Source organism: Jejuibacter sp. L23, from assembly GCF_050815825.1.
Taxonomy (GTDB): domain Bacteria; phylum Pseudomonadota; class Gammaproteobacteria; order Enterobacterales; family Enterobacteriaceae; genus Jejubacter; species Jejubacter calystegiae.
This window is the reverse complement of the sequence record NZ_CP138199.1, coordinates 2,436,103-2,452,107: the sequence shown is the minus strand read 5'-3', so window position 1 is coordinate 2,452,107 and position 16,005 is coordinate 2,436,103. Positions and strand designations below refer to the sequence as shown.

16 protein-coding genes are annotated in these 16,005 nt (G+C 57.8%); 9 read left to right on the top strand and 7 right to left on the bottom strand.

Annotation, left to right across the window (positions count from 1 at the left end; all coding sequences use genetic code 11):
• Positions 1-9: 9 nt before the first annotated feature.
• From SCU88_RS11305 to SCU88_RS11290, 4 genes are all read right to left on the bottom strand, one after another.
• Positions 10-213, bottom strand: a complete 204-nt coding sequence (locus SCU88_RS11305) for a cold-shock protein (RefSeq protein WP_138097385.1) — start codon at positions 211-213, stop codon at positions 10-12.
• Between the two features lie 134 nt (positions 214-347).
• Positions 348-1,814 (bottom strand): fructuronate reductase, encoded by a 1,467-nt coding sequence (locus SCU88_RS11300; RefSeq protein ID WP_175341452.1) that lies wholly within the window; start codon positions 1,812-1,814, stop codon positions 348-350.
• Positions 1,815-1,969: 155 nt separating this feature from the next.
• Positions 1,970-3,364 carry an MFS transporter gene (locus SCU88_RS11295; RefSeq protein WP_175341451.1) on the bottom strand — a complete coding sequence of 465 codons (1,395 nt, stop codon included), beginning with the start codon at positions 3,362-3,364 and terminating at the stop codon, positions 1,970-1,972.
• 50 nt (positions 3,365-3,414) lie between these two features.
• Positions 3,415-4,428 (bottom strand): Zn-dependent oxidoreductase, encoded by a 1,014-nt coding sequence (locus SCU88_RS11290; RefSeq protein ID WP_138097382.1) that lies wholly within the window; start codon positions 4,426-4,428, stop codon positions 3,415-3,417.
• A gap of 355 nt (positions 4,429-4,783) precedes the next feature.
• On the opposite strand from SCU88_RS11290, the gene SCU88_RS11285 reads away from it, so the two are divergent.
• Together SCU88_RS11285 and speG are read left to right on the top strand one after the other, a co-directional pair.
• Complete coding sequence (locus tag SCU88_RS11285; RefSeq protein WP_168198818.1) at positions 4,784-5,128, top strand: DUF1283 family protein; 345 nt, start codon at positions 4,784-4,786, stop codon at positions 5,126-5,128.
• Positions 5,129-5,178: 50 nt separating this feature from the next.
• A complete protein-coding gene (gene speG / locus SCU88_RS11280) occupies positions 5,179-5,739 on the top strand; it encodes a spermidine N1-acetyltransferase (protein WP_175341450.1) in 561 nt (186 codons plus the stop codon).
• Here the strand turns inward: speG and SCU88_RS11275 are convergent.
• Positions 5,733-6,437: a YnfC family lipoprotein gene (locus SCU88_RS11275; RefSeq protein ID WP_138097380.1), complete on the bottom strand. Its 705-nt coding sequence runs from the start codon at positions 6,435-6,437 to the stop codon at positions 5,733-5,735. The genes speG and SCU88_RS11275 overlap by 7 nt on opposite strands.
• Before the next feature lie 112 nt (positions 6,438-6,549).
• On the opposite strand from SCU88_RS11275, the gene SCU88_RS11270 reads away from it, so the two are divergent.
• The 7 genes from SCU88_RS11270 to osmV all read left to right on the top strand — a co-directional run bounded on the left by SCU88_RS11270 (position 6,550) and on the right by osmV (position 13,881).
• Complete coding sequence (locus tag SCU88_RS11270) at positions 6,550-6,831, top strand: DUF1161 domain-containing protein (protein ID WP_138097379.1); 282 nt, start codon at positions 6,550-6,552, stop codon at positions 6,829-6,831.
• 198 nt (positions 6,832-7,029) lie between these two features.
• Positions 7,030-9,471, top strand: a complete 2,442-nt coding sequence (ynfE, locus tag SCU88_RS11265) for a selenate/tellurate reductase subunit YnfE (protein ID WP_175341449.1) — start codon at positions 7,030-7,032, stop codon at positions 9,469-9,471.
• Between the two features lie 17 nt (positions 9,472-9,488).
• Positions 9,489-10,115, top strand: coding sequence for a Tat proofreading chaperone DmsD (gene dmsD / locus SCU88_RS11260; RefSeq protein WP_175341448.1), 627 nt, complete (start codon positions 9,489-9,491; stop codon positions 10,113-10,115).
• A 289-nt stretch (positions 10,116-10,404) separates the two neighbouring features.
• Complete coding sequence (locus SCU88_RS11255; RefSeq protein ID WP_175341447.1) at positions 10,405-11,115, top strand: ABC transporter permease subunit; 711 nt, start codon at positions 10,405-10,407, stop codon at positions 11,113-11,115.
• Positions 11,116-11,128: 13 nt separating this feature from the next.
• Positions 11,129-12,031, top strand: coding sequence for a glycine betaine ABC transporter substrate-binding protein (locus SCU88_RS11250; protein ID WP_175341446.1), 903 nt, complete (start codon positions 11,129-11,131; stop codon positions 12,029-12,031).
• A 9-nt stretch (positions 12,032-12,040) separates the two neighbouring features.
• Entirely contained in the window at positions 12,041-12,679 is a 639-nt protein-coding gene (osmW, locus tag SCU88_RS11245) for an osmoprotectant ABC transporter permease OsmW (protein WP_175341445.1), read from the top strand.
• Positions 12,680-12,732: 53 nt separating this feature from the next.
• Positions 12,733-13,881: an osmoprotectant ABC transporter ATP-binding protein OsmV gene (gene osmV, locus SCU88_RS11240; RefSeq protein ID WP_175341444.1), complete on the top strand. Its 1,149-nt coding sequence runs from the start codon at positions 12,733-12,735 to the stop codon at positions 13,879-13,881.
• A gap of 47 nt (positions 13,882-13,928) precedes the next feature.
• Here the strand turns inward: osmV and bioD are convergent, their stop codons facing one another.
• Positions 13,929-14,624, bottom strand: coding sequence for a dethiobiotin synthase (gene bioD, locus SCU88_RS11235; protein WP_175341443.1), 696 nt, complete (start codon positions 14,622-14,624; stop codon positions 13,929-13,931).
• 130 nt (positions 14,625-14,754) lie between these two features.
• The gene (gene mlc / locus SCU88_RS11230) at positions 14,755-15,975 is read right to left on the bottom strand and encodes a sugar metabolism global transcriptional regulator Mlc (protein ID WP_175341442.1); all 1,221 of its coding nucleotides are present in this window, start codon (positions 15,973-15,975) and stop codon (positions 14,755-14,757) included.
• Positions 15,976-16,005: the final 30 nt, after the last annotated feature.

Genomic DNA, 16,005 nt, shown 5'->3' with positions numbered 1-16,005 from the left:
GAAGGCGCGTCAGAGTGGACGAATATTCTCCGCCTGAGGCCCTTTTTGCCCCTTGGTTATGTCAAACTCAACCTTTTGCCCCTCTTCCAGTGATTTATAGCCTGACATCTGGATCGCCGAATGATGGGCGAAGACATCCTCACCGCCACCGTCCGGGCTAATAAATCCAAATCCTTTATCGGCGTTAAACCATTTCACTGTTCCTGTCGCCATGGGTCACCTCGGGTTCGATCGCTAAAAAGTTAGCGTTAAAAGCGTGGTACAAACCCGGGAAGCTGTCAATTTGCGGGGAATGTTCAGAAGGGATTGAATAAAGCGCCGACCAGAATCGCCGGCGCTGATAACACTTATTTCAGTCGTTCGGCAGCCTGCGCCACCATAACACGAGCCCCGTTGGTTAACAGCCCCTGGTAAGCCGCCAGCACCTTAGCGACAAAGACGCTGCTGTCCGGCAAATCGTGGCCGAAGATAGCATCCAGCCCCAGCAGTGCGCGTACCCGGGCTTCGCCCTCTTCGCTGGAGGCCACCGCCTGATTGATGGCAGGCAGCAGCGGATCGCTGATTTCGATCGCCGCACCCTGCTCATCCACACCACCGACGTAGCGCATCCAGCCCGCTACGCCAAGCGCCAGCAGATCGAACGCATCGTTGTGGGCCAGATGCCAGCGAACGGGATCCAGCATACGCTGAGGCAGTTTCTGGCTACCGTCCATGGCAATCTGCCAGGTACGGTGACGCAGTGCCGGGTTACAGTAGCGGGCGATAAGCGAATCGGCATAACGGCGCAGATCCACGCCCTGCACCTTCAGCGTCGGCGCCTGCTCGTTCAGCATCAGCCCATGAGCGGCACGGCGATAGTTTTCGTCCTCCATGCACTCGTTGATGTGCTGATAGCCCCCCAGATACCCCAGGTAAGCCAGGAAGGAGTGGCTGCCATTCAGCATACGCAGCTTCATCTCTTCCCAGGGCAGTACGTCCTGTACCAGTTCGGCACCGGCTTTTTCCCACTCCGGGCGCCCCGCCACAAAGTTATCTTCAATAACCCACTGGCGGAAAGGTTCACAGGCGACCCCTGCCGGATCGGCCACGCCAATGTGGCTTTCAATCTGCGCCAGGGTTTCAGCCGTCACCGCCGGAACGATCCTGTCCACCATGGTGGAAGGGAATGTCACTGCTTTTTCGATCCAGGCCGCCAGCGCCGGATCCAGCTCGCGGGCGTAAGCCAGTACCACATTGCGGGTCACATGGCCGTTTTCCGGCATGTTGTCGCAGGACATTACGCTAAAGCCCGGCAGCCCGGCCGCTTTACGGCGCGCCAGCGCCGCGACTATCGTTCCCGGTGCCGAACGCGGCGCCTGGGGGTGAGCTAAATCGGCCTGAATCAGCGGGTGGTCAATCACCAGCTCGCCGGTAGCCGGAGAGTGGCAATAGCCTTTTTCGGTTACGGTCAGAGAAACAATGGACACTTCCGGACGGCACATGGCCGCCAGCACCGTATCAATACCATCCACTTCCGCGTGCAGGGCCTCTTTCACCACCCCAACGACCCGGGAGCTCCAGCCTTCGCCGGACATTTCAGAGACGCTGAACAGGTTTTCCTGGCGCTTGAGGGAGGCGATCTGCTGCTCACCGCCAATCAGGTTAACTTCGCAGTAGCCCCAGTCGCTGTTGTGCTCAGCGGCGAGGATATCGGCAAACACCGCCTGGTGAGCGCGATGAAATGCGCCAAATCCCAGGTGAACGATACGGGTTTGCAGACGGTTACGGTCATACTTCGGCAGGGTTGCCCGCGCGGACCAGAGTGAATTTACCATTGTTGATACCCACTTCATCATTAATAAGGGAACGGAGGCAGACTACCTTCTGCACCCGTTCGCACCTTGATTTGCGACAGTTTTTGCCAACTACCCTGACTAGAATGGTAACAAAGTGTGAGCACCATCCCATGGTGGGGCAGCTGGCAGAGTGTTCAGGAAAGCGTGCGGGTCGCGCGGGCGCTATGGCCTGGTGCCGCGATATCAGCCGCGTCTTCCGGATGTTCCAAATCACGATCCGCCACTTCCGGCATCAGGAACGCAGAGATCAGACCAATCCCTGAGTAAGCCACGATCATCGCCGCAATCGGCCACCAGTCCCCGGTCATGTTGCAGAAGATACCGGCCAGCAGTGGGCCAAACCCGACGGCAATAAGGCCACCGGCTTCTTTGGAAATCGCCATACGGGTAAAGCGATTGCGGGAGCCGAAGATCTCCGCCATGGTGATATTTTCCAGCGCAAACAGCCCCAGCACCGCCACGTTATGGATAATAATGATGCTCGCCATCATCACCCCCACCGACGAAGCGCCGTTAGTCAGCAGCGACAGCATCGGCCAGGCCAGCAGTATGGCGCTGATATTGACGATGATGTACGGCATACGGCGCCCTACCCGGTCGGAGATCCAACCCAGCAGCGGAATGGTCAGGAAACCAATCACCGAGCTTATCATCAGGGCATCCGTCGGAATACTCTTGTCCAGTAGCAGCGTCTGAACCAGATAGCCCGCCAGGAAGGTCTGGATCAGCCCCGAGTTACCCGCCTGACCGAAGCGCAGGCCGCTGGCCAGCCAGAAGGATTTGCTACGCAACATCGCGCCGATGGTGTTGTCCTGATCGATGGGCGTGCCCTGCTGTTCATCCTGTTCCTGAACGCCTTCAAATACCGGGCTTTCCTTCAGGTTCATACGCAACCAGATGGCAAAGATCATCACCACCGCGCTGCACAGGAAGGGGATGCGCCAGCCCCAGTCCACCAGCTGTCCGCGGTCCAGCAGGAAGAACATCAGGGCCCAGATGGCGGTGGCAGTCAGGGTACCGCAGTTGGTGCCCATCGCCACCAGTGACGAGATAATGCCGCGTTTACCGCGCGGCGCATATTCTGCCAGCATGGTGCCCGCGCCGGAGATCTCGGCGCCAGCCCCCAGCCCCTGTATGATTCGCAGCGTCACCAGCAGAATCGGCGCAAAGATGCCAATCTGGGCATAGGTGGGCAACACGCCGATAAGCGTGGTACAGATTCCCATCATGGTGATGGTAATGAACAGCACTTTCTTACGTCCAACCTGGTCACCCATCCGGCCGAAAACAAAGGCGCCAACGATGCGGGCGATATAACCCGCGCCGTAGGTTCCCATCGCCAGAATCAGCGCCATAGCCGCCGACTGCCCAGGGAAGAAGATCTCGTGAAACACCAGCGCGGCGCCCAGTGAATAGAGCTGGAAATCCATAAACTCCAGCGCGGTTCCAAGCCAGCCCGAGACTGCGGCCTTCACCAGGTCGCGGGTATTGCGTTCCGGCTTATTGCTGTTTTCAGTCGTATCAGTCATTTTTCATTTCCCCGTTTATCCTTACAGGTTGTGGGTACAGAACGTCGTACTCAGAAATTGAGCAGCACCTTGCAGCACTGCTTCTGGTCCTTCTCAAAGGTTTCCATTGCCTCCAGTACCTGCTCCGCCGGATAGCTATGGGTAATCAGTTTTTCGGGCTGAATCAGACCACGCGCCATCCAGTCGATCACCATCGGAAAGCGGTTGCTGTTCAGACGTGAGCTGATAATGGTCAGTTCTTTACTGGTGATGCCTTGCTGGCTTATGGTGCAGGGATCGGCAGAGAAGCCCATGATGCCGATACGGCCCGCGGGCGATGCCAGACTAATGGCTTCCGGCAGAATGCTGGGATGGCAGGCGGCATCGACGATAAGCGTCGGTCGTACCCCATGCTGCGTCAGCCAGTCGGCCAGATTTTCACGACCGTTGTTAATGGTGTGGTCGGCGCCGTTAACCCGCGCCATCTCCAGACGTTCATCAATGCGATCCGCCACAATCACGGTCTTGACGCCGTAAACGCCGCGCAGCGCCTGGATCGTCGTCAGGCCCATCGGTCCCGCGCCGTAAACCAGCGCCACATCCAGCGGACCTGGCTGCAACTGACTGCAAATATTGGCGGCGATGGTAAAAGGTTCAATCATGGTGGCACGATCGTCAGGGATCGTCTCCGGCACCCGGTGAGCGTTACCTGCCGGAATCACGACGGCTTCACTAAAACCGCCGTCCCGATGCACGCCAACCACCTGCAATTCTGTGCAGACATTGGGTCGGCCAATCTGACAGGGGTAGCAATGCCCGCAGCTCACCACAGGGTCGCCCGCAACCCGTTCGCCAACGCGCGCCGGATCGACGCCCTCGCCCACGGCGTCGATATGGCCAAAGAATTCATGGCCAATCACTCTGGGATATTTAGCGAACGGATTATGGCCGTGGAAAATATGCACATCGGAGCCGCAAATCCCGGCATGCTTCACGCGAATTCTGACTTCACCTGGCGCGGGCTGCGGCAATGGACGCTCCGCGATTTCCAGATGACCTGGCTGCTGAACGACAACGCTTCTCATTGGTTTTTCTCCTGTTTTAACGATCCCGGCGATTCCATGGCGGCCCGCCGTTTTCCCGGTGTTAATTAACGCTTTGCGACTCACCCGTTCCAGAGCCTGCCGTCTGATGGCTATCTCACTTATCTTTCTGGGGCCCATCATTCCTCCCGAACAACTACCATACAAGTATAAATAGTGAAAAAATTGTACTCCATCACACTATTGGCTCAGGAAATGCAACAGTTTCAGAACCTTCCACATCGCCCTGTAACCTTTGAGTGACAGCCTCCTGTGCGGGGATCTGTGGGGTGTCCGGCGCGCAAAAATCGGCTAAAATGGGAGCGTCGTGACGTTCACGACCAATAAGGAAATTACTATGAGTCATTCAATGAAGCGCCTGTCCCTTGCGCTGCTGCCGCTGGCATTCAGCACCGCCGCCCTGCTTTGCGCACCGGCCCAGGCTCAAACCAACAAGTTAATCATCGAATCCGGCGACAGCGCCATGAGCCGCCAGCAGGCCGCCATGGATAAAGAACAGTGGGGAGATACCCGTTCGCTGCGTCAGAAGGTGAATCGCCGTACGGAGAAAGAGTGGGATAAAGCGGATACCGCTTTTGACGCCCGCGATAACTGCCAGAAAAGCGCCAACCTTAACGCCTATTGGGAGCCAAACACCCTGCGCTGTCTGGATCGCCGTACGGGGCGCGTGATTAACCCGTAACCCTATGCTATGCGGCAGAACCCTCTGCCGCCGATTCAAGGAGTTTCCCTATGTCCGGCGATCTACAGGTTAAACTGCGCCCTCTGGAGCGTGAAGACCTTCGCTTCGTCCATCAACTGGATAATAACGCCAGCGTCATGCGCTACTGGTTTGAAGAGCCCTATGAAGCTTTTGTAGAACTCTCCGATCTTTACGACAAGCATATCCACGATCAGAGCGAACGCCGCTTTGTGGTGGAGTGTAATGGCGAAAAGGCCGGCCTGGTGGAGCTGGTGGAAATCAATCATGTGCACCGCCGTGCCGAATTTCAGATAATCATCTCTCCCGAACACCAGGGAAAAGGGCTGGCCTCGCGCGCTGCAAGGCTGGCGATGGACTACGGCTTTACCGTGCTGAATCTGTATAAGCTCTATCTGATTGTCGATAAAGAGAACGCGAAGGCGATTCATATTTACGAAAAGCTGGGCTTTATGGTCGAAGGCGAGCTGATCCACGAATTCTTCGTTAACGGCGAGTATCGCAACACCATCCGGATGTGCATCTTCCAGCATCAGTATCTGCAAAATCTGAAAACGCCTGGCGCGGCCATGCTGACCCCCACCGCTCAGTAATAGCCGATGCTGTTGCTAATGATATAGCGCTGTTCCACACCGGTGATCAGATCGCGGCTGGTTAGCCGACAGGTGGTGGGGTTCCCTCTGCCATCGTAGTCGCAGCGCTGGTGGGTGGTGGCGATCTCCCGCCCATTACGTTCGCTGACCGCGGTGTAGTCCGGCTTACGTCCGGATTCACCGGCGGCAATACGTACTGCAGTCCGCTCGCCGTTTTCCCGGGTGATGTTACCCAGCGGATACCCCTCTTCATCATAGCGATAGTGAATCGCGACCTGCGGCCCCTGAGCGGAAGTAACAAAACCGCGCCGATCCTGGCGATAGTCGACAGACGCATCCGGCAGGGATCCTAACTGGCAATGGCCCTGCAACAGCACCCGCAGCACCCCGCTGTCGGCATCCACCATCATATCCTCCTGGCGCTGCAGCGAAGCATTACTGTCGTTTTGCAGATCGTGAAACTCCAGACTGTTAAAGCAGCCTTCACGAGAAAGTCGGGCGCTGACGTGGCGTACGGTTTCACCGTTCTGATCGACGACCGTCTCGCTAAAGGCGCGTACCGGCCCGCGCAGCGGATCGAAGTTAAACTCGTTCGCAAAGCTGGACATTTGTGGCGACCAGTCGTCGCTTCGGGAATGGCCATCGTCACAGCCGACAGCGAACAGCGCCAGCGCGCATCCCAGTAATCTTCTGTTCATTGTCTTCCCATACTCCTGAAATCCGAAAAAAAGCCAAATGATGCAAGTAAATACAGGACGTTACCCCTATTCTGCTATGATTGGAGCTCATGCTCAACAAAAGGAAGCAATCATGAAACCTTCGGTATGGATTAGCGCATTACTCCTGGCGGCAGCCGCGCCGGTAATGGCGGCACAGAACTCGTGCGAAAAGGTGAAAGCGGAGATTGGGCAGCGCATTATCAATAACGGCGTACCGGAGTCAGGATTCACTCTGACCATCGTCCCTAACGATCAGGCGGATCAACCCGGCGCCCAGGTCGTTGGCCACTGCGCCAACGACACCCAGAAGATTCTCTATACCCGCACCGGCGACGCCGCTGCCCCGGCGGACGATAGCGCTCCTCAGCAGTAATACTAAAGGGGTGCCTGTGGCGCCCCTGAAGGATTATCACGCAATAATGCGTCAACTTTGATGCATATTAATATCAGCTACCTCCACATGGGTAACACTCCCCCGCGATACGCCGATAACGCGGTGTCTCTGCAACCGATATCTCCATAACAACAAGGCACCTTCCTGGTTGCGGAAAGGCGTGCCGTGGAGTGAGCCATGTCCACCACTCAACAACAACCGGGCGGTATCAGCCGCCGCACACTGATTAAGTCATCGGCGATTGGCGGTCTTGCGCTGGCTGCCGGTTCGGTTTCGCTGCCTTTTGGTATCCGCCCGGTGGCCGCCGCCGTCGGCGATGCCGTCTCCGGCTCTGAAGACAGCATCGTCTGGGGCGCCTGCTCGGTCAACTGCGGTAGCCGCTGCGCGCTGCGCCTGCACGTCCGCAACGACGAAGTCTGGCGGGTAGAGACCGATAATACCGGCGAAGATATTTACGGTAACCACCAGGTGCGGGCCTGCCTGCGCGGTCGTTCCATCCGCCGCCGTATGAATCATCCGGAACGCCTCAACTACCCGATGAAGCGGGTGGGCAAGCGCGGTGAAGGCAAGTTTGAACGCATCAGTTGGCAGGAGGCGCTGGATACTATCGCCGGACAGTTAAAGAAAACCGTCGAGCAGTACGGTAACGAGTCGGTCTATATCAACTACTCCTCCGGTATTGTGGGCGGTAATATCACTCGCTCCTCCCCTTATGCTTCGCTGGTGGCGCGCCTGATGAACTGCTACGGCGGCTTTCTGAGCCACTACGGCACCTACAGCACCGCGCAGATCTCCTGTGCCATGCCCTACACCTACGGCAGCAACGACGGTAACAGCACCTCCGATATCGAAAACAGCAAACTGGTGGTGATGTTCGGCAATAACCCGGCCGAAACCCGCATGAGCGGCGGCGGCATCACTTACTACCTGGAGCAGGCCCGGGAGCGTTCCAATGCCCGCATGATCGTTATCGATCCGCGCTATACCGATACCGCCGCCGGGCGCGAAGATGAGTGGCTCCCGATTCGCCCCGGAACCGACGCCGCCCTGGTGGCCGGCCTTGCCTGGGTACTGATTAACGAAGATCTGGTGGACCAGCCGTTCCTCGATAAATACTGCGTAGGCTATGATGAAAAAACCCTGCCCGCCGGCGCGCCAGCCAACGGCCACTATAAGGCCTGGATTCTGGGCCTGGGCGATGACGGCATCGCCAAAACGCCGCAGTGGGCATCGCAAATTACCGGTATCCCGGTCGATAAAATTATTACGCTGGCGCGTGAGATCGGCAGCGCTAAACCGGCCTATATCTGTCAGGGCTGGGGGCCACAGCGCCAGGCTAACGGCGAGCAGACCGCCCGCGCTATCGCCATGCTGCCTATTCTGACCGGCAACGTCGGCATTCACGGCGGTAACAGCGGCGCCAGGGAATCCACATACACCATCACTATCGAACGTATGCCGGTGCTGGAAAACCCGGTGAAGACCAGCATCTCCTGCTTTAGCTGGACCGACGCCATCACGCGCGGACCGGAAATGACCGCCATCCGCGACGGCGTGCGCGGTAAAGAGAAGCTGGATGTACCCATCAAGTTTATCTGGAACTACGCCGGTAACACCCTGATCAACCAGCACTCTGACATTAACCGCACCCACGATATTTTGCAGGATGACAGCCAGTGCGAAACCATCGTGGTGATTGAAAACTTTATGACCTCGTCGGCGAAATATGCCGATATCCTGCTGCCGGACCTGATGACCGTTGAGCAGGAGGATATTATCCCCAACGACTACGCCGGTAACATGGGCTACCTGATCTTTATTCAGCCCGCCACTACGGCGAAGTTCGAACGCCGTCCTATCTACTGGATCATGAGCGAGGTGGCGAAACGACTGGGGCCGGATATCCATCAGCGCTTTACCGAAGGACGAAGCCAGCGCCAGTGGCTGGAGCATCTGTATGCTAAAATGCGCGCCAGGGACCCGGAACTGCCCGAATTCGAAGCGCTGCGCGCCATGGGGATCTACAAGCGGCGCGATCCCAACGGCCATTTCGTGGCCTACCGCGACTTCCGACGCGACCCCGATGCGCATCCGCTCAAAACGCCTTCGGGCAAAATCGAGATTTACTCGCAGCGTCTGGCGGAAATCGCCGCCAGCTGGGAGCTGGCGCCGGATGACGTGATAAGCCCGTTGCCCGTCTACGCCTCCGGTTTCGAAAGCTGGGATGCACCACAGCGCGGGCGTTGGCCGCTACAGATGTTTGGTTTCCACTACAAGGCACGCACCCACTCCACTTACGGCAACATCGACGTGTTGCAGGCCGCCTGTCGTCAGGAAGTATGGCTCAACCCCATCGATGCCAGCAAACGGGGGATCGCCAACGGCGACAGGGTGCGGGTATTTAACGAGCGCGGCGAAGTCCGGGTGGCGGCCAAAGTGACGCCGCGAATCATGCCTGGCGTGACCGCCATGGGCCAGGGAGCCTGGCATCAGGCGGACATGAGCGGCGATCGTATCGATACCGGCGCCTGCATGAATACCCTGACCACTCACCGTCCGTCACCGCTGGCGAAAGGGAACCCGCAGCACAGTAACCTGGTGGAAATCGAAAAAATTTAGACGAGGTAAAAAGTTTAATGACCGCAACCAACCACAGCACCCGGCTCAACGCCATTGCGCTAAGCGGCCGGGTACTGGGCGCGCTGTTCTACTATGAACCGCGCAGCGACGCCGCCGCGATGCTGACGCAAATGCTGCAAACCCCAGGCTGGGAGAACGAATGGCCACTGTCCCAACCAGTACCCTCGGCTATTCCCGCCATGATGGCCGGGAACCGACAGGATGAGACGCTGGAACAGGCGCACCAGCGGTTGTTCGTTGGCCCCTGGGCACTCCCGGCCCCCCCCTGGGGCTCGGTGTGGCTCGATCGGGAAAACGTGCTGTTTGGCGACTCGACCCTGGCGCTGCGCCAGTGGATGCAGAGCCGTGGCGTCGCCCATCATAGCGTACAGAATGAGCCGGAAGATCAGTTCGGCACCCTGCTGATGCTGGCCGCCTGGCTGGCGGATGCCGGACAGCAGCAGGCGCTGGACGAACTGCTGGCCTGGCATCTGCTGCCCTGGGCGCCGCGTTTCCTGGCCTGTTTTGTTGAAAATGCCGCCCATCCCTTCTGGCAGGGGCTGGGCGAACTGGCTCAACTCACTCTCGCCGACTGGCGTTCCGGGCTGCCGATCCCGGTCGTCGAAAAGCCGCTGTTCCGCTAATCCCCCACGGTCGGCGCCCTGCCGGCCGGTGCCTCAATTTGCTAAAGATGTGACAGCGTCACATCTCACCCCTCGTTTTAAGACTTTTCTTACAATCAGGAATTAAACGTAGCGCAACAAGGGCAAATCGATGATTTCCCGGATAAAACTGTGGTGTATTCCATGCGTTCCTTTCTGGCAACCTGAGCCCGGGATTGTTATAGCTCAAGTAATCCGGCACTGCGCAACGCGGTCATAAGACGCAGCCGGAAGCGCGCATTTCCACGTTTACCACCGGAGACACACGGCAATGGCACTCTCATTCGCAAAACGGGCCGCGTTGGGCTTTCTGGCGCTGCTCATCGTGCTCGGCCTGCTGGTCTGGGGCATCGGACCAGAAACTATCGCGGCACGCAAGGTCGATCTCATCTACCTTGGTCAGCAGCATATGATTCTGGTCTTCTCTTCCATGGCCCTTGCGCTGCTGATTGGCATTCCCAGCGGTATCCTGCTGAGTCGCCCCTTCGCCCGCCGCTGGGCCGAATACGTGATGCAGTTGTTTAATATCGGCAACACGCTGCCCCCCATGGCGGTACTGGCGCTGGCGATGGTGATTATCGGCATCGGCGACAGACCGGCGATCGTCGCGCTGTTCCTCGCCTCGCTGCTACCGATTGTGCGCAACACCTATGCCGGACTGTGCTCGGTACAGCCCGCGCTGTTGGAGGCGGCCAAAGGCATTGGCATGACCCGCTGCCAGCGGCTGCGTCAGGTAGAGTTGCCCAATGCCTGGCCGGTGATCATGTCCGGCATCCGCATCGCCACGGCGATTAATGTTGGCACCGCCCCCCTGTCGTTCCTGATTGGCGCCAGCAGCTATGGCGAACTCATCTTCCCGGGTATCTATCTGAACGACTTCCCCACGCTTATCCTCGGCGCTGCGGCTACGGCATTGTTCGCCCTGATCCTCGATATGTTGCTTGCCTCGCTGGAACGCTGGCTGAGCCCGCACACCGCCTGATGGAGTGGAGAGAATGAAACTGAAGACGCTGTTAACCACCACCCTGGCCGCCGCCGCGCTACTGGCCAGCTCCGTCCAGGCGGCGCCGCTGGTACTGGCGACCAAGAGCTTTACCGAGCAGCATATCCTGTCGGCCATGACCGCCCTTTATCTGCAGAAGAAAGGGTTCCAGGTTGATGCCAGAACCAATATCGCGACGGTGATTTCACGCAATGCCATGATCAACAAACAGATCGATATGACCTGGGAGTACACCGGCACTTCGCTGATTATCTTTAACCAGATCAAGGAGCGCATGACCCCGGAACAATCCTATGAGACCGTGAAGCGACTGGATGCGAAGCACGGTCTGATATGGCTGAAACCGGCGAAGATGAACAACACCTACGCCTTTGCTATGCAGCGCAAGCGTGCCGAGGCAGAGAACATCAGCACCATGTCGCAGATGGTAGCGAAAATTGAACAGATCCGTAAAAACGACCCCAAACATAACTGGCTGCTGGGGCTGGATCTGGAATTCAGCGGACGCAGCGACGGTATGAAGCCACTTCAGAAGGCCTACAACATGGAGCTGGACCGCCCGCAGATTCGCCAGATGGATCCCGGACTGGTCTATAACGCTATTCGCGACGGCTTTGTCGATGCCGGTCTGATTTACACCACCGATGGTCGGGTGAAGGGTTTCGACCTTAAAGTACTGGAGGACGATAAAGGCTTCTTCCCCAGCTATGCCGTCACGCCGGTAGTACGTAAAGACACCCTGGAGGCGAATCCGGGTCTGGCGGAGGCGCTCAATACCCTCTCTGACCAACTGGACAACGAGACCATCACCACCCTGAACGCCCGGGTGGATATCGACCACGAATCTCCCCAGCGGGTGGCGCGTGATTTCCTGAAACAGAAAGGGCTACTGTAAGGAGCGCGCATGGAAACCATTGACTATATGATCAACAACGCCGGTTATCTGGGCACCCTGACGCTACAGCATCTGGTACTGGTACTGCTGGCCGTGGGGCTGGCGATTATTATCGGCGTGCCGTTGGGCATTATCATCGTGCGCCATAAGGCACTGGCCAGTACGGTATTGGGTCTGGCAACTATCGTTCTGACCATTCCGGCCATCGCGCTGTTCGGCCTGATGATTCCCCTGTTTTCGATGATCGGCCATGGGATTGGCGTGGTTCCGGCGGTGGCGGCAGTATTTCTCTATTCGCTGCTGCCCATCGTACGCAACACCTGGACCGCCCTCTCAAGCCTGCCGCCTGAACTGCGGGAAGCCGGGCGCGGTATCGGCATGACCTTCTGGCAGCGCCTGCGTTGGGTGGAGATCCCCATCGCCCTGCCGGTGATCTTCGGCGGCATCCGCACCGCAGTGGTGATGAATATCGGGGTTATGGCCATCGCCGCCGTTATTGGCGCTGGCGGCCTGGGTCTGCTGCTGATCAACGGTATCGGCGGCAGCGACATCCGTATGCTGATTGCCGGCTCGGTAATGATCTGCCTGCTTGCCATTATTCTGGACTGGTTACTGCACGGCGTGCAGAAGCTATTGACGCGCGGTTAAAGCGCAGGATTTCGCCGCTCCGACAATAGCGGAACAGCAACTGGAGACAACACATGATAAAGCTGGAAAAACTGACCCGTCAGTTCGTTCAGAAAAACGGCCAGACCTTTAACGCCGTCGATAACGTCAGTCTGGAAGTGCCCGAAGGCGAGATCTGTATCCTGCTCGGCCCTTCCGGCTGCGGTAAAACCACCACCCTGAAGATGATTAACCGGCTGATCGCTCCAAGCAGTGGTCGGGTGTTTATCAACGGTGAAGACACCAGCGACATGGATACCGTGGCGCTACGTCGTAATATCGGCTATGTGATTCAGCAGATCGGTCTGTTCCCCAATATGACGATTGAAGAGAACATCACCGTGGTGCCCAGAATGCTGGGCTGGGATAAAAAACGCTGCCGCGAACGGGCCAGCGAACTGATGGCGATGGTAGCCCTGGATCCGCAGCACTATCTGCCCCGCTACCCCAAAGAGCTGTCCGGCGGCCAGCAGCAGCGTATCGGGGTGATTCGCGCCCTGGCGGCGGATCCGCCGGTACTGCTGATGGATGAACCCTTCGGCGCCGTGGATCCCATTAACCGCGAAGCCATTCAGAATGAATTTCTGGAGATGCAGCGCCAGCTGAAAAAGACGGTACTGCTGGTGAGCCACGATATCGATGAGGCGTTAAAACTGGGCGATCGCATCGCGGTATTCCGCCAGGGGAAAATCGTGCAGTGCGCCAGCCCCGATGAGCTACTGGCCAAACCCGCGAATGAGTTCGTCGGCACCTTTGTGGGCCAGGACCGTACCCTGAAGCGCCTGCTGCTGGTACAGGCCGGCGACGTTACCGATCGGCAGCCCACCATTACCGTTAAACGCGACACCCCGCTGGCGGAAGCTTTCGCCATTATGGACGACAACGATCAGCGTTCGATTACCGTGGTGGATGATGAAGGCAAACCGCTGGGCTTCGTGAAGCGCCGGGAAGCGCGCGGCGGTACCGGTAGCTGCGGCGACATGCTGCATGATTTCCGGATTACCGGTAAGGCGGAAGATAACCTGAGAGTGGTGCTCTCTAAACTCTACGAGCACAATATGGTCTGGATGCCAATTGTGGATGAGGAAGGACGCTACAGCGGCGAAATTTCCCAGGATTATATCGCCGACTACCTCAGCTCTGGCCGTACTCGCCGGGCGTTGAATATTGTGAGTGGTGATTAATATCCCAAAAAGCCGGAACCCGTGTTCCGGCTTTTTGTTACGCAGAATTACAGCGTAACCGCTTCCTGCATCAGCACCCTTTCCAGCGCCGGTCGATCGATATAGTGGCCGAGATCGCGCTGTTCCGCCCGCGGCAGATACGGCAGTTCGCCCAGCAGCGGTGCATTCAGCTTCTTCTGCAATACGCCGATAATCTCCGCGTAATGCGCCAGCCCCGGATTAATACGGTTAGCGACCCAGCCCAGCAGCGGTAGTCCGTCATTGGCGATGGCCTGCGCCGTTAACAGCGCATGGTTGATACAGCCTTCCTGAATACCCACCACTATCAACACCGGCAGCTGTTCCTGAACCACCCAGTCAGACAGCGGCCGCAGATCGTTCATCAGGCTACGCCAGCCGCCGGTTCCTTCCACCACCACCCGGTCAGCCAGCGAGCTCAGGTTCGCCAGCCCTTCAGACAGCAGACCGTAGTTAATCGTGCCGCTGTGCGCCACGCTGCTCTCCTCTTCGCTGAAAGCGATGGGATTGACGGCGCCATAAGGCAGGGCCAGGGAAGAAACGCTCTGCAACACCAGCGCGTCTTTATTGCGCAATCCTTCGGAGGTCTGTTGGCTGCCTTTCGCCACCGGCTTATAGCCCACAACGCTATTGCCGCTGGCGGCAAGCGCCTGCAGTAGTGCCCGTGACACGACTGTTTTTCCGACCGCGGTATCCGTACCTGTTATAAAGAAACGCTTCAGCATAATAGGAGCACTCCGTCAGTTATGCTCTGAAAATATCAAAAAGAAAATAATACAGTGACGGAAGTCTAAAATATGCAATCATACCCAGGATTGAGGTAGCGCAATTTTTCATGGATAAGGCTGAAAAATGTTACCCCTGGAGTAAACGGATCAATAATGAACCATTATACATGGCATCCTTGACCAGCGCTGCCCCGGCCATAGTTCCCTGATTATCAAAGCAGGTCGCAATCACCTCGATATGCTGACTGTAGGCGGGCAGCGCCTGGCGGCGAATGCAATCGCTGATGGTCGGATAGAGAATTTCCGCCGCCTGGTTCAGCGGTGAACCGATAAGAATTTTTTGCGGATTAAGCAGGTTAACCATAATCGCCAGGATGCGGCCGACATTCAGCCCCACCCCCTGAATAATATCCCGGGCCAGCGGATCCCCGGCCTGAGCTGTCTCACACAGGGAGGCGATGGTCAGCGCCCTGCCGTTCAATAGAGAACTCCCTGACTGCGCCAGCCGCTGCCGGGCCAGATCCAGAATACTTTCCACGCTGGCGATCGTTTCCAGGCAGCCATGGTTGCCGCAGTAGCAACGCTTACCATAGGGATCCACCTGAGTATGTCCAATCTCCACCAGGCTACTGCTGCCGCCATGCAGCAGGCGGCCGTCGCTGATCACTCCAGCACCCACATTATGGTCAATCACCACCTGAATCACGTCCCTGGCTCCCTTAGAGGCGCCGAACAGCGATTCGGCCATGGTCCAGGCGCTGATATCGTGCTGAATATAGACCGGCACGCCGACACGCTGCTCCAGTAACTCCCCCAGCGGCAGATCCCGAACCTCTTCATAGAACGGCATACGCCGGACAATGCCGTTGGCGGTATCGATAATGCCGGGTAGCGTGATAGCGATGGCGGTGAGTCTTTCCAACTGATGCTGGTGACGGGTAAAGAAGCGATCGATTTCGGTACACAGCCTTAGGGAAAGCGCCTCTTCCGCTTCTGGCGCCAGCGGCAGCTGCTCTTCCACCACGACCTTGCCGCTCAGATCGTGCAGCCCCAGCGCCAGTTCGCCACGGCTGATGCGTACCGCCAGATAGTGCCAGGCTTCGGTTTCCACCTTCAGGCCGATGGCCGGGCGCCCGCGACTGCCGGGCTCCTGAATTTCTGTTTCCTGGACCAGGTGGGCTTCCAGCAGTTCCCGAACGATTTTGGTGATACTGGCGGGCGCCAGCTGAGCAAGTCGCGACAGGTCGATGCGGGAAACCGGGCCATGTCTGTCGATCAGACGGTAAACCGCCCCTGCATTCATCTGTTTGATCTGATCGATATGCCCTGGCTGACTCTCCGATCCCACTGCTGGACTCCCTATTTTTCGCGCTTCGAA

Coding starts and splice junctions, on each gene's coding strand:
- SCU88_RS11305 (WP_138097385.1), bottom strand. CDS start 213: ATGGCGACAGGAACAGTGAAATGGTTTAACGCCGATAAAGGATTTGGA.
- SCU88_RS11300 (WP_175341452.1), bottom strand. CDS start 1,814: ATGGTAAATTCACTCTGGTCCGCGCGGGCAACCCTGCCGAAGTATGAC.
- SCU88_RS11295 (WP_175341451.1), bottom strand. CDS start 3,364: ATGACTGATACGACTGAAAACAGCAATAAGCCGGAACGCAATACCCGC.
- SCU88_RS11290 (WP_138097382.1), bottom strand. CDS start 4,428: ATGAGAAGCGTTGTCGTTCAGCAGCCAGGTCATCTGGAAATCGCGGAG.
- SCU88_RS11285 (WP_168198818.1), top strand. CDS start 4,784: ATGAGTCATTCAATGAAGCGCCTGTCCCTTGCGCTGCTGCCGCTGGCA.
- speG (WP_175341450.1), top strand. CDS start 5,179: ATGTCCGGCGATCTACAGGTTAAACTGCGCCCTCTGGAGCGTGAAGAC.
- SCU88_RS11275 (WP_138097380.1), bottom strand. CDS start 6,437: ATGAACAGAAGATTACTGGGATGCGCGCTGGCGCTGTTCGCTGTCGGC.
- SCU88_RS11270 (WP_138097379.1), top strand. CDS start 6,550: ATGAAACCTTCGGTATGGATTAGCGCATTACTCCTGGCGGCAGCCGCG.
- ynfE (WP_175341449.1), top strand. CDS start 7,030: ATGTCCACCACTCAACAACAACCGGGCGGTATCAGCCGCCGCACACTG.
- dmsD (WP_175341448.1), top strand. CDS start 9,489: ATGACCGCAACCAACCACAGCACCCGGCTCAACGCCATTGCGCTAAGC.
- SCU88_RS11255 (WP_175341447.1), top strand. CDS start 10,405: ATGGCACTCTCATTCGCAAAACGGGCCGCGTTGGGCTTTCTGGCGCTG.
- SCU88_RS11250 (WP_175341446.1), top strand. CDS start 11,129: ATGAAACTGAAGACGCTGTTAACCACCACCCTGGCCGCCGCCGCGCTA.
- osmW (WP_175341445.1), top strand. CDS start 12,041: ATGGAAACCATTGACTATATGATCAACAACGCCGGTTATCTGGGCACC.
- osmV (WP_175341444.1), top strand. CDS start 12,733: ATGATAAAGCTGGAAAAACTGACCCGTCAGTTCGTTCAGAAAAACGGC.
- bioD (WP_175341443.1), bottom strand. CDS start 14,624: ATGCTGAAGCGTTTCTTTATAACAGGTACGGATACCGCGGTCGGAAAA.